General features: G+C 43.1%; 20 protein-coding genes. 14 read left to right on the top strand and 6 right to left on the bottom strand.

Going from position 1 to position 15,781, the window contains the following annotated elements:
* The first annotated feature begins 255 nt into the window (after positions 1-255).
* On the top strand, positions 256-1,488 hold the full coding sequence (locus DK846_RS09060) for a tetratricopeptide repeat protein (protein WP_181391704.1): 1,233 nt from the start codon (positions 256-258) through the stop codon (positions 1,486-1,488).
* Positions 1,489-1,572: 84 nt separating this feature from the next.
* Here DK846_RS09060 and DK846_RS09055 read toward each other — a convergent pair whose 3' ends face one another.
* Together DK846_RS09055 and DK846_RS09050 are read right to left on the bottom strand one after the other, a co-directional pair.
* A complete protein-coding gene (locus DK846_RS09055; protein WP_109968617.1) occupies positions 1,573-2,661 on the bottom strand; it encodes an ABC transporter permease in 1,089 nt (362 codons plus the stop codon).
* Entirely contained in the window at positions 2,658-3,758 is a 1,101-nt protein-coding gene (locus DK846_RS09050) for an ATP-binding cassette domain-containing protein (protein ID WP_109968616.1), read from the bottom strand. The genes DK846_RS09055 and DK846_RS09050 overlap by 4 nt, the downstream gene beginning before the upstream one ends.
* Positions 3,759-3,941: 183 nt before the next feature.
* Between DK846_RS09050 and DK846_RS09045 the strand changes: the two genes are divergently transcribed.
* Complete coding sequence (locus DK846_RS09045) at positions 3,942-4,958, top strand: C1 family peptidase (protein ID WP_109968615.1); 1,017 nt, start codon at positions 3,942-3,944, stop codon at positions 4,956-4,958.
* Positions 4,959-4,979: 21 nt separating this feature from the next.
* Here the strand turns inward: DK846_RS09045 and DK846_RS09040 are convergent, their stop codons facing one another.
* Positions 4,980-5,186, bottom strand: coding sequence for a histone family protein (locus DK846_RS09040; RefSeq protein ID WP_109968614.1), 207 nt, complete (start codon positions 5,184-5,186; stop codon positions 4,980-4,982).
* Positions 5,187-5,675: 489 nt separating this feature from the next.
* Here DK846_RS09040 and DK846_RS09035 point away from each other — a divergent pair, with 489 nt between their 5' ends.
* The 10 genes from DK846_RS09035 (at position 5,676) to DK846_RS08995 (ending at position 12,884) form a co-directional block, all read left to right on the top strand.
* Entirely contained in the window at positions 5,676-6,107 is a 432-nt protein-coding gene (locus DK846_RS09035) for a hypothetical protein (RefSeq protein WP_109968613.1), read from the top strand.
* Between the two features lie 146 nt (positions 6,108-6,253).
* Positions 6,254-7,228, top strand: coding sequence for a BMP family lipoprotein (locus DK846_RS09030; RefSeq protein WP_109968612.1), 975 nt, complete (start codon positions 6,254-6,256; stop codon positions 7,226-7,228).
* 384 nt (positions 7,229-7,612) lie between these two features.
* A complete protein-coding gene (locus DK846_RS09025; RefSeq protein WP_245926508.1) occupies positions 7,613-8,071 on the top strand; it encodes a MarR family winged helix-turn-helix transcriptional regulator in 459 nt (152 codons plus the stop codon).
* The gene (locus tag DK846_RS09020; protein ID WP_109968611.1) at positions 8,068-9,216 is read left to right on the top strand and encodes an MFS transporter; all 1,149 of its coding nucleotides are present in this window, start codon (positions 8,068-8,070) and stop codon (positions 9,214-9,216) included. Before DK846_RS09025 ends, DK846_RS09020 begins: the two co-directional genes overlap by 4 nt.
* A gap of 217 nt (positions 9,217-9,433) precedes the next feature.
* Positions 9,434-10,141: a PAS domain-containing protein gene (locus DK846_RS09015; RefSeq protein ID WP_181391703.1), complete on the top strand. Its 708-nt coding sequence runs from the start codon at positions 9,434-9,436 to the stop codon at positions 10,139-10,141.
* A 6-nt stretch (positions 10,142-10,147) separates the two neighbouring features.
* A complete protein-coding gene (locus tag DK846_RS09010) occupies positions 10,148-10,708 on the top strand; it encodes a PAS domain S-box protein (protein WP_109968609.1) in 561 nt (186 codons plus the stop codon).
* Between the two features lie 27 nt (positions 10,709-10,735).
* Positions 10,736-11,026 (top strand): hypothetical protein, encoded by a 291-nt coding sequence (locus DK846_RS09005; protein WP_109968608.1) that lies wholly within the window; start codon positions 10,736-10,738, stop codon positions 11,024-11,026.
* A 9-nt stretch (positions 11,027-11,035) separates the two neighbouring features.
* Positions 11,036-11,263: a hypothetical protein gene (locus tag DK846_RS18335; protein ID WP_394339595.1), complete on the top strand. Its 228-nt coding sequence runs from the start codon at positions 11,036-11,038 to the stop codon at positions 11,261-11,263.
* Positions 11,264-11,566: 303 nt separating this feature from the next.
* The gene (locus DK846_RS09000; RefSeq protein WP_109968607.1) at positions 11,567-12,142 is read left to right on the top strand and encodes a hypothetical protein; all 576 of its coding nucleotides are present in this window, start codon (positions 11,567-11,569) and stop codon (positions 12,140-12,142) included.
* A 100-nt stretch (positions 12,143-12,242) separates the two neighbouring features.
* Entirely contained in the window at positions 12,243-12,884 is a 642-nt protein-coding gene (locus tag DK846_RS08995) for a class I SAM-dependent methyltransferase (RefSeq protein ID WP_109968606.1), read from the top strand.
* On the opposite strand, the gene DK846_RS08990 is transcribed toward DK846_RS08995, so the two are convergent.
* From DK846_RS08990 to DK846_RS08980, 3 genes are all read right to left on the bottom strand, one after another.
* Positions 12,885-13,496 (bottom strand): hypothetical protein, encoded by a 612-nt coding sequence (locus tag DK846_RS08990; RefSeq protein ID WP_109968605.1) that lies wholly within the window; start codon positions 13,494-13,496, stop codon positions 12,885-12,887.
* Between the two features lie 270 nt (positions 13,497-13,766).
* Positions 13,767-14,141, bottom strand: coding sequence for a carboxymuconolactone decarboxylase family protein (locus tag DK846_RS08985; RefSeq protein WP_109968604.1), 375 nt, complete (start codon positions 14,139-14,141; stop codon positions 13,767-13,769).
* 49 nt (positions 14,142-14,190) lie between these two features.
* Positions 14,191-14,640: a MarR family winged helix-turn-helix transcriptional regulator gene (locus DK846_RS08980; RefSeq protein WP_109968603.1), complete on the bottom strand. Its 450-nt coding sequence runs from the start codon at positions 14,638-14,640 to the stop codon at positions 14,191-14,193.
* A gap of 135 nt (positions 14,641-14,775) precedes the next feature.
* On the opposite strand from DK846_RS08980, the gene DK846_RS08975 reads away from it, so the two are divergent.
* Together DK846_RS08975 and DK846_RS08970 are read left to right on the top strand one after the other, a co-directional pair.
* A complete protein-coding gene (locus DK846_RS08975) occupies positions 14,776-15,249 on the top strand; it encodes a pyridoxamine 5'-phosphate oxidase family protein (protein WP_109968602.1) in 474 nt (157 codons plus the stop codon).
* A complete protein-coding gene (locus DK846_RS08970; protein ID WP_109968601.1) occupies positions 15,246-15,707 on the top strand; it encodes a MarR family winged helix-turn-helix transcriptional regulator in 462 nt (153 codons plus the stop codon). Before DK846_RS08975 ends, DK846_RS08970 begins: the two co-directional genes overlap by 4 nt.
* Positions 15,708-15,781: the final 74 nt, after the last annotated feature.

Below are 15,781 nucleotides of genomic sequence, written 5' to 3'. Positions count from 1 at the left end.
CAGAATACAGAACAGACAGACAGCACATCCATCCAGTAAAGTAAAACCCCAACATGCAGATATCAAACAGATATCACCGTCCTCTTATATCATATCAACAAACCCTCCTGCTTTTTTTGTAAATCTGTTGACACATATAGTCCGTGTTTCGATCTTGGTTATCTTTTAGCAATCCATTTGTCTCTTTGAGATCGTTGTATACTGAATATTGCAATTTGATGGCACGTACCATCTTCGATGTCATTGGGGTCGCTCATGAACAAGGATAAACTAATCAAACGCAGGATGCAGGATGCAGAGAAACATCACCGGATGGGGCATTATGAACGTTCCTGTGAACTCTATGAATCAGTCCTGAAGATTGAACCGAATCATGAACAGGCCAATATTGAATTCTTCAGATGTTCATCTGATGAGAGGCCTGGTGAGAAGAATGTTGAAGAATCAGACCGGCTTGTTGAACTCTTTCCGCAGAATGCAGAAGCCTGGATGTTTCGGGGCACCAGTTATGCCAAACTAGAAAAAACAGAAGAGGCAGAAGAGTCTTTTCGCAGGTCTCTTGCACTTAATACGGAAAATTACCGGGCAATGCATAATCTCGGCTCCCTTCTTGTGAAACTTGAGAAAAGAGAAGAAGGGCTCTCCCTGCTTGAAAAGGCTATAACTATCAGGCCGGATTATGAAATTGGACATCTGACACTTGCCCAGGTTTACTTCCTCTTAGGAAGATTTGATGATGCAGTAAAGGAATCAGAACAGGCATCAGGAGTTATTGGCGATCATCCGGATCTGCAGATAATATTTGGAGAATCCCTATACAAAATTGGCAATTTCACCCGTGCACGAAAAATATTTTCCCGCATTGTTGAGACGACCCTCCTTTCGTCACATATGTATGAGATGCTCTGTCCAATAGTCAGGGAGAGCGATGAGTATCAGCACCAGGGGAGTGTAACAGGGGCAGATCCAGATTTTCTTGCTGCAACCTACTACCGGGCATTTCTTTCTCTGGAGAATGAGGGAGGAAAAAAGTTAATGTCAGAGTCTGATCTGCAGAAGATTCTGGAAATTAATCCCTCCCATGGGTATGCTCTTTCAGGTATTGCCTCACTTTACAAACTCAATAAACAGGTTCCTGAAGCGGTTACGTGGATTGATAAGGCGATTGAGAGTGATCCTGAAAACCGTGCCTTCATCAGGCAGAAAGCCTTTATTCTCATTGACGATGACCCCCAAGCTTCACTTGACTTGTTCGGTAAACTGGTAGACTCTGATCCTGCTGACATCAGGTCAGGAGTTGGAAAGGCCTGGGCTTTGAATTCTGTCGGGAAAGAAGAGGAGAGTAAAGCCCTGCTAAAAGATCTTTCTGAGCGGGATCCCGCTTTCATCTTTGGATTGATGGGATCATCCCCGGGAGTTACAGCAGGTGGGCGGGGTCCTGGCAGAATCGCATCAATGAGTAAGCAGACCAGACCTGAAAGGAAATAGAGTTCGTGGATGAGTTAATCTGAACAACTATTTCGTAATTTTTTCTGTCTCTACATCACGTAAAAACTAAAAATCTAGGTTTTCTTATTCAAGGGTCCTTCTAAAGCTTGTAATGCCGATAATGATGGCAGCTACAGAGAAGATCCCAAGGGCAAAAAGATCAACCCCCATCACTTCAAGTCCCTGACCCCGGAGGATGATGCTACGCAGAGCATGAACAGCGTATGCTTCAGGATTAATAACTGTAATCCACCTGAGCCAGTCAGGCATTCCAATAACCGGATAAAAAGCCCCGCTTGTCATAAACAAAAGCAGGTTGAGGAATGCTACTACAGAACTATAAGCTGACTGGTTTGAGAATCGTGAAGCAAATGATATAACAAGGCTGTTGATACCAAGACAGATGATGAAGATAACAGCAAGAACCATCAAGATATCTGTAGCACTCCTCACCGGCACTCCTGCAACAAAGATGTCGATGAGAAGCACAAAAACTCCGGCAATGAAGGCTTTCACTGTCCCGCTTGCGATCATTCCAAGCACAATGCTTGATCTCCTGACCGGTGTGACCAGGTACCCTTCAATGATTCCCATCTCCCGGTCTCTAATCAGGGCATTGCCCCCGCCCATCATTGTGGTCATGAAAATGGCCATAACAATGACACCAACTCCGAAGAACTGAATATACTCGATCTTTCCGTATATGTTCTGGATGAGGACCTCACTATGTACACCGGTCTGCATCAGCACAGATGTGATACCTGACTGAATCAGGGCAGGAATCATGTATTCAGAACTGTCCAGATAAATCCTGATTGGATTTGCAGGAGCTACTGCAGGTGGAAGTACCAGGACTGCCATGATCCTGCCGGTTGCCAGGTCTAGTTTGGCTGTTTCTTCATCAACATACCTGGTCACCTGAAAGAGTGGCGGTTTGTTTCGTTCATGTGCCTGGGCAAGTGCATCAACTGTTCCTGCAAAGAGCGGTGTTTCGTTCTTGAAGAGTTCCTCCTGGGTGACTCCTATTGGAATGTGAACAATGGTTCCGCCCATTGCATTTCCAAATATTACCAGGTATACCAGGGGAAAGATCAGGGTCATAAAGATGAAGAACGGCGACCTGAGAAACTTCCTGATATCCCGCTCAAATATGGCATATGCACCTCTTATCATGAGTGCAGCCTCCCGGCTCCTGAATCAGTTGTATCAAGATACCTGCCGGTCAGTTCGATAAAAACATCTTCAAGTGAAGGCGACCGGATAGTTATCGAGGTTATGGGAAGTGATGCTCCTTCAATGATCCCGATTATGGCGGGAAGGAGAGTACTTCCTCCCATTGCAGCGATCTGAATATTAGATCCTATTGTGGAAACAGAAATGACTCCTGAGAGATTGCGGATTGTTGTAAGCATCTCCTGTCCTGGGACGACTGTTCCGGTTGATATTCCTATCAGGTCTCCTGCAGGTAGTGATTGTTTGAGTTTTTCCGGAGTATCGAGAGCGACCAGCCGCCCTCCCTCTACAAATGCAATCCTGTTACAAAGTTTTTCAGCCTCGTCCATATAATGGGTGGTGAGAATAACTGTTGTATGCTCCTGGTTTAGAAGGGTGATCTGTTGCCAAACCTGTCTTCTGGAATCCGGATCGAGTCCGATAGTTGGTTCATCAAGAAAGAGGATGAGAGGATGATGAATAAACGCCCTGACTATCTCAAGTTTTCTTCTCATTCCTCCTGAAAAAGTCTGAACCGGTGTATGAGCCCTGTCTGTGAGATGAGCCATTTCCAGGAGTTCATTGATTCGTTCTTTGAGGGTAGCATCACCTATTCCTTGTAACTTTCCATAAAAGGAGAGGTTTTCATAGGCTGTCAAATCAAGATCCAGGGTCCCGTTCTGGGGGCAGACTCCGATGATCCTCCGAACTGCTTCTGGATCTTTTGTGACATCATATGGTCCGATGAATGCAGTACCAGAGGATGGAGTCAGGAGAGTAGTGAGGATTCTTATCAATGTGCTTTTTCCTGCCCCGTTGGGACCGAGGAGTCCGAATATCTCACCAGTCATGATGGAACAGGAGATATCGTCTACAGCCCGAACTTCCCGTTTTCCACTAAAAACTTTGCTCAGGTGTTCAATCCGTATGATCCTGGCATCCTCCTGAACGTTTGTGTGATCTAAACCTGATATCCTGGCAGTCCCGGTCAACCTCTCCCTCCATAAATATGTTGAATCCTGATACTTCTTATCTGGAACCGGATGATATATATTCATCAGTTCATTGCAAATCCGGCTATCTGTAGTTTTTTTGTAATCGGAGATTTCAAAACATTATTCACGTAATGAATATTTCATCAATTAAAACATTATTATCACAAATCATTTCAAGAAGCGACTAAAGTACCGTCAAGACAGAAAGAACAGCTTCATTATTCTAATGCCAGCCAATTCTACGGTATGATTTCATTCAGGACAATCGCCTCGATCATAACTATTGTCCTAATTTTATTTCTTTGCCTGCCATCCATCCCTGTTTTAGGAGCATTTCCTGATGATAAGAGTGCATGGCTGGACAGCGGGCCTGAAAATGAGTATAACTCCGGGAGTTCTCCATCAAACGGGATATACACAACATCGATAAATTCCTCTCACCTTCCTCTTCCTGGATCAGATAGAGAAAGAGAGAAACATGCACCAGGCCTTCTGCATCGTGAGAATAACCGATCGGTCCCATCTACCACTTCTCCACTTACTATTCCTCCAGTCCTTCCCCGGACATTTGACTGGCGTACTAATAATGGGGACTGGACAACTCCGGTCAAGGATCAAGGGGAAGAGTGTGGAAGCTGCTGGGCATATGCCGCAGTCGGGCTTCTTGAATCTCATATGAAGATTATTCAGCACAATCCAACCCTCACTCCAGATCTCTCTGAACAATATCTGATCTCCTGTGATGAGGATGATGATGGATGTGATGGTGGTGACTTTGAGACTGCACTGGCCTATCTTGTGGATACACCCGGTCCTGATGGAAAAATTGGCACGGTCAACGAATCTGTGTATCCTGTTGACATTACTGATGATTCCTGTGCTGATCTTGGGAATGCAACGCGGTACAAAGCCGGACATTGGGCATATGTCAATTCTTCTGGCGAGGGTGATCCTGAAATTTCCATCCCTCCAGTAGGCGAGTTGAAAGCTGCAATCTATCTCAAAGGGCCTATTGCAACGGGTGTTGATGATGATGATGCCTTTGATGATTATCAAGGAGGAATTTATTCAAGTACTGCCCCACCCCCGGAAGAGACAACGAATCATGCTGTAATCCTTGTTGGATGGGGCTATGAAAATGGGAATGAGTACTTCATTGGGAAGAATAGTTTTGGAACTGAGTGGGGCGAAGATGGCTGGTTCAGGATAGCTGTGAACTCGTCCAGGATTGGTGAAGGAGCTGTGTATCTTGACGAAGAATAGAGTAATCTGTAGTGAAAAGATTTAGAGGGACTGGGAAGCCATCTCTACATCTTCTTCCTTGATGGTCTTACGTCCAGCATGCTGAGCAAGTTTGTTTGCTTCACGGGCAAGCTGTGCGATGTAGTCTTCTGCCATCTTAACGAGTGCCTCTGCTGCATCGCTACCGACACGTTCTGCACCGTTATTCTTAGCGATTCTGGTTACTGCTGCAATTGGTAAGTCTGCCATATTTTTCCTACCTCTAAAGATAATATCCTGAATAAGATATAAAAGCTATGCTTTGAATCCGGAAATATTGTGATTTCGTGGGCATTCTGTGGGTATGTTGACTGTCCCTGATGTATCCTATGGACCCCCCTCAATCCATCTATTGATCTCCTTCTGTCCATCAGATGATTCTGTGATTCCTTCGGATATTTATTGAAAATAACTCCTTAATTGTCAATTTACGGCAATTATGTGAGATTTCATGTACCTATTAAACCTGCGCTGTAGTTACTTCAGAGACCCAAGCAGAGCTCTTTGTCATGCGATCCACGCTTAAATTTCGATAACTTGCAACAGGAGATCTATAAAGCAGCGCGGATAACGATGTTACTATCCAAGTATGCGTGGAGTCAGGGTTTGGTAATGATGTATTCAGGTTTCTCTTCATTTTTTAGGTCTCTTCTTCCAGTATCAAGAAACGATTTTACCATTCCTACCTAACTCACGATCATGAAAAATGGTATCCTCATCTGTGGTCTACTCCTGCTGTCTCTTTGCGTGTTGAGTGTCTATGCTGAACCAGCCTTTTACGATGAAAACATGTCAGATGTGCCTTATGAGGATATGGTCACTCTTCCCAACGGAACAACGGTCAATATCGTTGTCTTTATGCCAATAACTGTCATGATAAATTCTGATGATGATAATCCGCTTCATGTTGTAGATAGAATGAACTTTGGTGATACGGGTGCCATGCTCATGGGTAATGGTTCGTTTCCAGAAGGTGCATTGAGTGACGGATTTTACAAGCAACTTGCCGGTATGAATCAGACCCCGGTCCTGAATAGAACAAGCCTGAAGCACGGCACCAACACCACTGTTGCACCTAAAATTTCTGGAAATCAAAGTTCAGCAAAGCCAAATCTCACTATCACCTGGTAACCTTGATAACTCCTTTTCTTGTTTCTTTTCTTTCAGAAGAATAAAGAAATCCTTATCGGCGGGCAGATCTTAAGTTTTCAGTACAAGGAGAATATCTCACATCAGAGTATCTCTGTCTCTATGATCGCCCGGTCAGGAAAACCAATATGAAATTAGAATCTTTGATAATCCTACTCTGTCTTTTCACTGCTTTTATCTGCATACCTGTCGTGGGAGAATCCAACACGAAGCCGCTTGTAGATGTCATCTACTCTGGAGGAAAGGGTGATCACTCTTTCATTGACAGTGTATATCGAGGGCTCACTAAGGCTTTGGAAAAGTACTCGTTTACTACACAGGAGTATTCTATCATGAATGCCTCTGTTGATCCTGTTCCACAACTCAATGGACCTGAAGGGGAGCCACCGGCAATGGTCTTGTTGGTTGGAAATCCGCTCTCTGGTATGGCACAGGGAATAGCGGATTCCTATCCTACTCTGCCGGTTGTAGCACTTGACAGCGATCCGCTTCAGGGTAATAATACAAAAACCGTCATTTTTCCAATGTATGGGTCTAGTTATCTGGCAGGTATCATCGCTGCTAATGAGACCCGAACCGGAAAGGTAGCAGTGATAGCAGGAAGGGACAATGCACCTATGAACGAGTTTATTCAGGGCTTTTCTAATGGTGCAGCCCAGTCTGGAAAAGATGTATCGGTAGCCACTGCCTATGTCGCTGACGATAATTCCGGATATTGGAGCCCGGACAAAGCGAAAGAAATCGCGAGAAATTTATCCGCGAATGGGACTGATGTTATCTTTACGGTGGCAGGTGGATCAGGAATAGGTGTAATAGAGCATGCCAAAAACACATCTGGTCTCAAGGTCATCGGAGTTGATTCTGATCAGTCAGTTCTTGGTCCTGATGTTGTTGTCGCATCAGTGCTGAAAAATCTTGACCAGATTGTTTACAACGAGATCTCTTCAGTTATTGAAGGTAACTTTACACCCGGGGTAGAAATGTCAGGACCTGAAGATAATGGGTCTGGTATAGTTTTTAACCCGAACTTTGGCAACCTGTCATCACTAATTAGAGACCGGGTTAAAGAGGCAGCCCAGGCCGAAGATCGGTATAGATCGTGAGGTTCTCTATGATACCTCCCTCTCCTCTTTCTGGCTAGACTTTTTTAATAAGATCTCAATCCTTGTTCCTCTTGAGAATGATACATGTTCCCTCCTCTTTTGCTGAGATCTTTTTGTCAGGATTAATCCGAAATTCTGTTGTTTGAAAAGGCAACAACCTTTGATCCGGCTGTGTAAACGAGGATTGATCCTTGATATTTGTTGAACAATCTACGTTATTTGAGTCAGGATCTGGGACCCTTTCCTTGTGAGTATGATACTGTCACTAAGTCAGAATCAAATTAGTAACGCACTAAATTATTATGCTGCTAAATCAATTACATACTAACGATGGTGTCTCCTGATCAATCTGCTCGTGATCTGTATCAGATCTGGATGCGGATTATGAACAAATTAAACGAATCTGAAAGTATCCCCCGCAAATTTGGTGTTGATGTCCCGTTATATCCGTCTGAGATCCATACTCTTCAGGTCATTGGCGATCATCCACAAGCCAATGTAAGAACTGTCGCAGAGCATCTCGGGATCACCCCTGGAGCAGCGTCCCAGATGATAAGCAAACTCTCGAAAAGGGAACTTGTTACAAAGGTCCGTGGACTCAAGAACGAGAAAGAGGTTCACCTCGAACTGACTCCTTCGGGTATTACTGCATATCAAGCACATGAGACGATCCATGAGATGGTGTTTCAAAAGATTGTTGAAAGGATTGGGCCTCTATCTTCAGACCAAAATACGTTTCTTGAACATGTTCTCCATGCTGTGGAGTCTGTCTATGATGAGCGAATAGAAACAGTGAGAAATGAGATGAAAGAACAGAAAACCCGTAAAGAGGGAGAGATATGAGTCAACTCAGACAAATTGGTCAGTTGACCCTGGCACATCTGGTAAATGACATTTATGCCCCTGTTCTCATGGCGCTTCAGCCTGTGCTGATCACGATGTACGGGTATAGTTATTTCCAGGCAGCCCTTCTTCCCGTAACTCATAGTCTTGTCTCGTCACTTCTTCAGCCTGTCTTCGGACATCTTGCTGATACCAGGGGACTTCGGGTGAGCGTCGGGCTCTCAATTATGCTTTCAGGAATCGGTATCTCACTACTTGGATTCATCCCTGATCAGTATATGGTCATGCTCATGTGTGTACTCATATCTGCTGTGGGACATGCAAGTTTCCATCCCGGAGCACTTTGTAAAGTCTCTGCTCTTGCCACCGGTCAGTCCCGTGGCCGGTTGACCTCCTTTTTTGTGGTTGGTGGAAATATGGGCATGGCACTTGGCCCCATCATTGCCGGTATAGTACTCACCTCAGGAGGAATTCCTATGGTGACAATACTGATTATTCCTGCAATGTTAGCTGCAGCAGTCCTTTATGTCAAACCAATTCCAGATGTCTGCCCGGCTGTAAAAGAGAAGAGTGAACCCGGTGGAGAAGACTGGAACCCGGTAAAATTGCTCTTTGCAGGCTCAACACTGCGAGCCTGGGTCACATTCGGGGCAATGACCTACTTCCCGACCTTTCTTGTCCTCCAGGGTTATCCCCTTATCGAGGCAACAACCCTTGTCAGTCTCATGTTGGTGGCTGGTGTTATTGGTCAGATAAGTGGTGGAATTCTATCAGACCGGATTGGAAGAAAGAAAGTAGTTGTGATCACAACGGTTGCATCCATCCCCCCGTTTGTCGGGATCCTGATGACCCATGGTTTTGTGCTGATTCTTTGCATGTTGTTATTCGGATATTTACTCTGGGCCTCATTCGCTGTAACCATAGCAATGGCCCATGAACAGGTCCCCTCGCAGATTGGACTCATATCTGGATTATTCCTTGGTATCGCCATGGGTGCAGGTGGAATAGGCGTATCTATTTCCGGAGCGATTGCAGATCAGATCGGTCTGATGGCGACCCTGGCGGTCTTCCCGGTGCTTCTTGTAGCTGCCAGTATACTCTTTATGATGGTCAAATCACCAAGGCTAAAAAAATCTCCTGAATAAAAAGATTGAAAATCACGATTCAGGTCCTCTTTTTTTATATACTATCCGTGTACCTGAAGATATCGTTTAATTTCCTGTATATCTTAAATAATGCGTTGTTTATAGGTCGGAAGTAGTTTCATCGGCAGTAAAATAATCTCCATGATATATGAGATAATAGGCATATCCTAATATCTGTTGAAAAGCCCTTTCAGAACCTGTCACCCTGGAGATGAATATGAATCCTGATGATATCTCACAACTTGATATCCTGAATTTCCTTCCTGATCCTGTCTTTGCAGTAAATAAAGATCACAGGGTTATTGTATGGAACAGAGCAATGGAGATTCTGACAGGGAATTCTGCTAATGAAGTACTGGGAAGAGGCAATATCTTTACTTCATTGTCAATTTATGGATTCAACAGGCCGACACTGATTGATTATATCCTCACCGAAGATCCTGAAATAATCAGGATGTACAACCCTTTCTCCCGGAATGGTGATGTGGTTGAAGCTGAAATCACCTATGAGAAATCAGGTTCAAAAGAAAGGGTTCTCTGGGGAAAAGCCTCTCTTCTACGGTCAGGGAATGGTGACGTTATTGGTGCCATTGAAACCATTCGGGATATTTTCAGCCAGAAACAGTTGGAATGTGACCTTCGGGATAATGAAGAGCGATACAAAAGTCTTTTCACGAACGACCATTCTGTGATGCTCATCATTAATCAGGAAAGTGGGGAGATCGTTGATGCAAATCCGTATGCATGCCGGTATTATGGATATTCTCACACTGATATTGTCAGGATGAACATAACTGATATTAATCAGTTTACAAGGGATGAAATCTTTCGTGAGATGAACCAGGCAATTATTGAGAAACGAAATTTCTTTGAATTTAAACATAAACTTACCTCTGGGGAAATTCGAGATGTTGAAGTTTTTTAAGGTCCAATCTCAATTCATTCGAAGAAATATCTTTACTCTATTGTTCATGGCGTAACAGAAAAAAATATTATCCAGCGCAGGCTTGCAGAAAGCGAAGAACAGTATCGCTCTCTTGTTGAAACATCAAGGTTTGGAGTAATAATTACTCATATCATGGGAATCATTTATGCAAATCAGGCATCACTCACAATACTTGGGATTAAATCCCTAGATCCTGTAAAATCCCTGTTATTATCAGAACTAGTAACACAGGATTCAAAAAAATATTTATCAATTTTATTTGATAAAACAGTAGAAAAGGATCAATCGGTATCAGGATTTCAAGTTATAAGGCCGGATGGGACTATAAGGACCCTGGAGATACGATCTTCCCCCATATCTGTTAAGGGTGAAATCTGTATCCAGAACTCCTTTTTCGATGTTATTAAACGGAAAGAACTTGAAAATGCAATTTCATTGACAAATAAAAAGTTAAACCTGATATCAAACCTCATCCGTCATGATGTCTTGAATAAACTTTCAGCACTTGATATTTCGTTTGATCTTCTGAGAGATCAGAGTTCGTAGGAAGTAAAAAATAACATACTGGAATTGATGCGAAAGAGTGTGGAAGATCTCATACATCTGATGGAATTTACTAGGATGTACCAGGATCTTGGACTCCATGCACCTGGCTGGAATAGCCTTGATACAATAATATGTCACGCAAAAGCATTCTTTTGTAACAATGATTCATTTCCTGTCATCGAGAGTCAGATTCCTGATCTAGAACTATTTACTGATCCTCTTATTGAACAAGTCTTGTATAATCTGTTTGAAAATACTGTACGACATGGAAAAGGTGCTACGAAAATAGTACTCTCATGGGTTGAACATACTGAGTAAAATTTATTACTGTACGAAGATGATGGGATTGGAATTTCTTTAGAAGAAAAGGAACGCATCTTTGAGAAGGGGTTTGGTAAAAACACCGGATTTGGTCTCTTTCTAACCCGTGAAATTCATTCAATTATTCATATTTCTATTAAGGAGACTGGGTCATCTCCTGGAGGAGTCGGTTTTAATTGGATATTCCAAAGACTGTCTGCAGGAAAAGAGTGTATAACCATTCAAATACCTTGACATGATTGTTGGTTCTTCTAAAACTTGTGTCTGCCTTGTATCTCTTTGTTTGAATTATACAAGAGTAAATCATTGGTTATTTAGGTTTATCCTGAAATTTAAGCGAATAAATATAAGTATTCCAATATATATTTCTTTCCGCGATCTCCCTGATGGAGATGATTGAGATCGTGAATAATCACAAAGTACCCTGAAACTTTGTATCTCCCTGGCTCAAATCATATTGTGCAGTGTTTTTTTTATTAGTGTAAAAATGCGTTTGGTGATAAAATGACAAGAAATATGCGATTTTCAGGATTTTATATGTTGATAAGTATCTTGTTCCTCTTTGTTCTCGTAGGTATTGTATCAGTTGCCGCAGATGACCCTTTTAGCGGAACTTTTACTTCTGGTTCTTCTGACACCTATGATGACAGCCTGTATACTTCAAGGAGCAATGTCATGGAATCTACTGTTGATCCCTCCTTCTGGGATGAACGTAAGTCTTTGTCCATTGGCAAGGTAGAGAAGCGTCTGGTTCTTCCTCCATCAGATCCGAATAACCCCACCATTCAGCCCGTTACGTCAAGTAAAAAGCAAACTGGTGCGGAGCTGACACAAGATGAGCAGAATCTTATTACCAAAGCACAGGAAGTCGCTTTAATGCTTGTGAATATTCCATACTACCAGGCTGGCGAGAATGTCTTCAAACTTGGTGACAAACAGCAGGTTCAACTGAGTTCTATGAAATATGCCGCGTCCAAGGAGTATTATGGCAGGACTGATATCTCATCATCATGGGTGACTGATTTCTATAATGCAGCTTACAGCGATGATTACGCAAATGTCACCTCATTACTTGGAGAATTGCCTGCTGAAGTGAGGACTCCTAAAGTATAGGCTCTGATGTTCACAACAGAACACCCTTTTTTTAGTTTGAATATCACGTTTTGCAAAAGCGATGATATCTTTTTATGAATAGTACCTGATACCTATCATAATGACCCTGACAATCCTCCTGATCCTTCTCATCTTGATTCTTCTCCTCTCGTGTCTTGCCTGGAGGTTCGCATCCCGGCGAACTGCACTTCCCTGTCCGGTGTGGATGAGGTGGCTTCTTGATCCTTCATCAGGAAAAGGAGTGAGTTCCCGGACCCGGAGAACAATAACAAATCTGTCTCTCAAACCTGGTATGCAGGTGCTTGATGCCGGTTGCGGTCCTGGGAGACTCTCAATTCCACTGGCAGCAGCAGTCGGACCTGATGGAACTGTCACCGCAATGGACCTTCAGGATGGGATGCTTGACATAGTCCGTGAACGTGCAGACAAAAATAAAATCTTCAATATATCCTTCATTCAGGGGGGAATAGGCAACATCGACCTTCCATCTGAAAAATATGATCGGGCTGTACTGATTACTGTCCTTGGAGAGATCCCAAACCGGGAAACTGCGATGGAAAGCCTTTTCAAAACGTTAAAGCAAGGCGGTCTCCTCCTTGTAGAGGAGACGATCCGGGATCCACATTTTCAGTCACGCTCCACTGTAACAGAGCTTGCAGAGGGTGTAGGATTCAGGGTGAAAGAATTTTCTGGAAACCGGTTTTCATATACAATAATTCTTGAAAAGCCGGTGGACTCCTGATCACTGTTTAAATTGGTTTGTCTCTTCCCTGATCTCTTCAAGCCATGTATTAAGGACCTTCACAAACTCTCTTCTCTTTTCCCAGGAAGAAGGATCGGACAATGCAGAGTCCCTGTCATTTGGTTCAAAACCGGTAACCGCAGGAATGGTTTCTGACATCCCGTCCCAGGGTTCATTTACAAAAAATCCTACTATTCTGAGTGGAGGATCCCATGTTGCATCCAGAAGTCGCCAGGTTCCGTTAAGGAGTGCAGTGCAACAGAGATGTGTTGATGTCGGGATGTATGGGAGTAGTTCTCTCAGTTCCTGTGGATATTCCACTTTTTGATTCTGCCATCTGAATGGAATGTATGTATATCTGATTTCAATTCCGAGAGAGTGAAACATCCATGCAAGGAGATGATGTTTTGGTCCACACCATCCCCTGTTGGCAATGACCATTTTCTTTTCAACATCCTCAAAGTCACGCCATTCAGGCACTATTGCATAGGGAATATCCCGGATATGAGAAAAAATGCTGACCCGTTGTTCTAGTGGTTCGAGTCCTGTTGTCCATCTGGTAAAGAGTTCTTTCCTGAAGTGATCATTTCTATCATTTCTTTGACTTTGCATCTTTACCTCTGGAGAAACGTCAGATATTCCATATCCTCAAGCCATGATAAAGCCACTGGTGATGGTAACTTGTCTGTACTTATTGCTCAGGGATCATTCAGAAAAACTGGCATTAAGGGCTAAAAAAGTCGATGATATGATAGAAATGGCCGATTAATTGAAAAAAATAAGTTCGTGATCGATACTGGCGATCCTGGAACTTACCATAGGGATAGAGAGGGTAATAAGATCCCATCTCGCGCTCAGAGATTTGATCTTTTTCAGGACCTATCAGATGCCTTCATCTTTAAAAACCTCTTCGGCAGCATACAATGCATTAAGGGTGGCAGGAAACCCTGCATATGCACTCATCGTGTTAATGATTGCCAAAATTTCCTCTTTTGTGAGACCTACATTAAGTCCTGCATGGATGTGAACTTTTAATTGTGGGATAGCATAGCCGAGAGCTGTACATGCCCCGATAACTGCTACCTCCCTTGTTTTGTTATCAATATCCGTGATAGAACAGATTTCTCCGAATGATCCAAGCAGATAATCTGCCATAAATGGTGATATCTTCTGCAATCGCTCGTAGACTTCTTCTCCTGCTCGTCCATCGATTTCTGAAAGTTTTTTAAAACCTGTCTCTACCTGTTTCTGTTCCATACAGTGATATTCAATGTTGCAGAATAAATAGTTTGTTTGATCTAACTAATTATATTAGGTTATGATCTTTTTCCGGAAAACTGGATATCATAATTTTGAATGCTTCGGCCAGGGTTGCCCTCTGCTCTTCTGTCGCCCGACGTTCTACCTGTTGGATGAACTGTTTGTATGCCCTCTCTTTGTGAATAAATATCTGTTGTCCCTGTTTGGTGAGGGAAAGATGGAACTTTCGCTGGTCTAAGGTTGACTGAGTCCGTGATACGAAACCATCTTTGATCAACCTTGTGACTGCAGCTGTCGCAGATGGTTTTGTTACCTGAAGTGAAAGGGCAAGCTCAGTAAGCGTTGTCTGTTCCTGACGACGGATCTCCCTGAGATAAAAAAACTGGTGAATTGTGATATCTGGCAGGCCCGTTGCTTTCATCTCTTCCGCATCAGCTTCGCGGAGAACTTCATGGTATTGTTCAATAAATTGGAGAAACAACTCTCCGAGATCCATTGGTTATGTACTGGATCACCCATGCATTATAATTCGTGGGATACCTGTTTCGGACAAAGAGAAATGAGGTATAGCAGCAAATTTTTATTTTTTATTGAAATTAGTTTTATGTAGTATTATCTTACATAATACTATATGGATCAAATGACTGGGCATGATCGTGCCATAACTTTGATGTCTGAAGCTAAAGCAACTGTTCTAACCACTATCGATGAACAGGGCTGGCCAAGTACCAGGGCAATGCTCAATCTGCGAAACATGGAAACTTATCCTGATCTTGCCCCTGTTTTTGATTCTCACCAGAACGATCTTCTGGTTTACTTTACCACCAATACTTCTTCTGGGAAAGTAAGTCAGATTAAGAATAATGAAAAAGCTTCAGTTTATTATTGCGATCCCCTGACATGGCGTGGTCTGATGCTTGGTGGAGTAATATCTGTAGTTTCTGATCCTGCAATAAAAGAGAAGATCTGGCAGAAGGACTGGACGATGTACTACCCTGGTGGAGTTTTTGATCCAGATTACTCAATACTCTGTCTTGTACCACGGGTCGCAAAGTACTATGAATATCTTGATTCTGTATCCTGGAATCCTTCAGATAGCCAATGAAGTCACTCTCTGAAGGCGGGATTCTGATCTCTCAGGTTCATCAGCTTGCCGGGCGGGTATTTGCCCGCAAACTTCGCGAACATGGGCTCGAGGCGATTAACCCGGCACAAGGAAGAATATTGTTTGCCCTCTGGAAGGGTGATGGTATTCCGATTAGCGAACTTGCAAGCAGGACCAAACTGCAAAAGTCCACCCTGACAAGTATGCTTGATCGGCTCGAACAGGATAAACTGATTACCAGAAATCCTTCTGAAAAAGATAGGCGTGTCATTCTCATCTTCCTTGCACGGGATCATGAGATCATCAGAGATCTCTTCCTTCAGGTATCATGCGAGATGATTGATGAGTTTTACGCTGGATTCTCTCCTGATGAGATCATGGAATTTGAGGAGAAACTCAGGCGAATCATTAGAAATCTTCAGGGTGAGGATGGTTTCGCAGAAAATAATCCTGCTTAATTAAAAGACATTAAGACCACTTTGACCGAAGGATATGTATTGACCGACGGTCAAAATTATGTTGTGAATTGGTA

It is taken from the genome of Methanospirillum lacunae (assembly GCF_003173355.1).
GTDB classification, from domain to species: domain Archaea; phylum Halobacteriota; class Methanomicrobia; order Methanomicrobiales; family Methanospirillaceae; genus Methanospirillum; species Methanospirillum lacunae.
The sequence above is the reverse complement of the archived record's forward strand: the minus strand, read 5'-3'. Positions and strand labels throughout refer to the sequence as shown.

Bases quoted from the DNA above. Each gene is read 5' to 3' on its own strand.
- DK846_RS09060 (WP_181391704.1), top strand. From the start codon at position 256: ATGAACAAGGATAAACTAATCAAACGCAGGATGCAGGATGCAGAGAAA.
- DK846_RS09055 (WP_109968617.1), bottom strand. From the start codon at position 2,661: ATGATAAGAGGTGCATATGCCATATTTGAGCGGGATATCAGGAAGTTT.
- DK846_RS09050 (WP_109968616.1), bottom strand. From the start codon at position 3,758: ATGAATATATATCATCCGGTTCCAGATAAGAAGTATCAGGATTCAACA.
- DK846_RS09045 (WP_109968615.1), top strand. From the start codon at position 3,942: ATGATTTCATTCAGGACAATCGCCTCGATCATAACTATTGTCCTAATT.
- DK846_RS09040 (WP_109968614.1), bottom strand. From the start codon at position 5,186: ATGGCAGACTTACCAATTGCAGCAGTAACCAGAATCGCTAAGAATAAC.
- DK846_RS09035 (WP_109968613.1), top strand. From the start codon at position 5,676: ATGAAAAATGGTATCCTCATCTGTGGTCTACTCCTGCTGTCTCTTTGC.
- DK846_RS09030 (WP_109968612.1), top strand. From the start codon at position 6,254: ATGAAATTAGAATCTTTGATAATCCTACTCTGTCTTTTCACTGCTTTT.
- DK846_RS09025 (WP_245926508.1), top strand. From the start codon at position 7,613: ATGAACAAATTAAACGAATCTGAAAGTATCCCCCGCAAATTTGGTGTT.
- DK846_RS09020 (WP_109968611.1), top strand. From the start codon at position 8,068: ATGAGTCAACTCAGACAAATTGGTCAGTTGACCCTGGCACATCTGGTA.
- DK846_RS09015 (WP_181391703.1), top strand. From the start codon at position 9,434: ATGAATCCTGATGATATCTCACAACTTGATATCCTGAATTTCCTTCCT.
- DK846_RS09005 (WP_109968608.1), top strand. From the start codon at position 10,736: ATGCGAAAGAGTGTGGAAGATCTCATACATCTGATGGAATTTACTAGG.
- DK846_RS09000 (WP_109968607.1), top strand. From the start codon at position 11,567: ATGTTGATAAGTATCTTGTTCCTCTTTGTTCTCGTAGGTATTGTATCA.
- DK846_RS08995 (WP_109968606.1), top strand. From the start codon at position 12,243: ATGACCCTGACAATCCTCCTGATCCTTCTCATCTTGATTCTTCTCCTC.
- DK846_RS08990 (WP_109968605.1), bottom strand. From the start codon at position 13,496: ATGCAAAGTCAAAGAAATGATAGAAATGATCACTTCAGGAAAGAACTC.
- DK846_RS08985 (WP_109968604.1), bottom strand. From the start codon at position 14,141: ATGGAACAGAAACAGGTAGAGACAGGTTTTAAAAAACTTTCAGAAATC.
- DK846_RS08980 (WP_109968603.1), bottom strand. From the start codon at position 14,640: ATGGATCTCGGAGAGTTGTTTCTCCAATTTATTGAACAATACCATGAA.
- DK846_RS08975 (WP_109968602.1), top strand. From the start codon at position 14,776: ATGGATCAAATGACTGGGCATGATCGTGCCATAACTTTGATGTCTGAA.
- DK846_RS08970 (WP_109968601.1), top strand. From the start codon at position 15,246: ATGAAGTCACTCTCTGAAGGCGGGATTCTGATCTCTCAGGTTCATCAG.